The organism is Alphaproteobacteria bacterium, from assembly GCA_024244705.1.
Taxonomy (GTDB): Bacteria; Pseudomonadota; Alphaproteobacteria; order JAAEOK01; family JAAEOK01; genus JAAEOK01.
Map to the genome: position 1 here is coordinate 1 of JAAEOK010000043.1, position 511 is coordinate 511.

Below are 511 nucleotides of genomic sequence, written 5' to 3' on the forward strand. Positions count from 1 at the left end.
GAGCACTCAATCAGGAATAGTGCCAGACGAACCAGAAGAAAGGGCAGGGGGCAGGCCAAAGCTTTTAAAAGCGAAGGATGTACCAGGCTTGGATAAAAAGAGCCCAAAAGAGATCATTCTTGCTACAGGATTGCAGCATATCACCTTGAAACAGGCCCTTAATGCCGCCAGCTCCCGGTTTAGGGACTATATCCCACTGGAACCACGGCCCTTAAACTGGAGTGATATGGTCGAAGCGGCCTATAAACTGCGGCCAGCGCTCCATATTAGCCAGAAAAGCTGGGTGGAAGCTTGCACGCTGCTTGGGCGCACCGGGGCAACCATTTGCCTTCTTCTCACCGATCATGCCATGGGGCGCGATGAAAACCCCGTGACCAAGCCGGGGGCTTACTTTTACGCTATGCTTAACAAGGCCAAAGCCGGAGAGCTGCGCCTGCATAGTTCAATTTTTGGGATTTTGAAAAAGGATGAGGAGTAGGGGGCTTAACTTGCTTGAATATGTTTCATTTAC

General features: G+C 50.9%; 1 protein-coding gene. It reads left to right on the forward strand.

Features of this window, described 5'->3' with window-relative positions; genetic code table 11:
* Positions 1 to 88 precede the first annotated feature (88 nt).
* Positions 89 to 478, forward strand: coding sequence for a hypothetical protein (locus GY791_07050; GenBank protein ID MCP4328176.1), 390 nt, complete (start codon positions 89 to 91; stop codon positions 476 to 478).
* Positions 479 to 511: the final 33 nt, after the last annotated feature.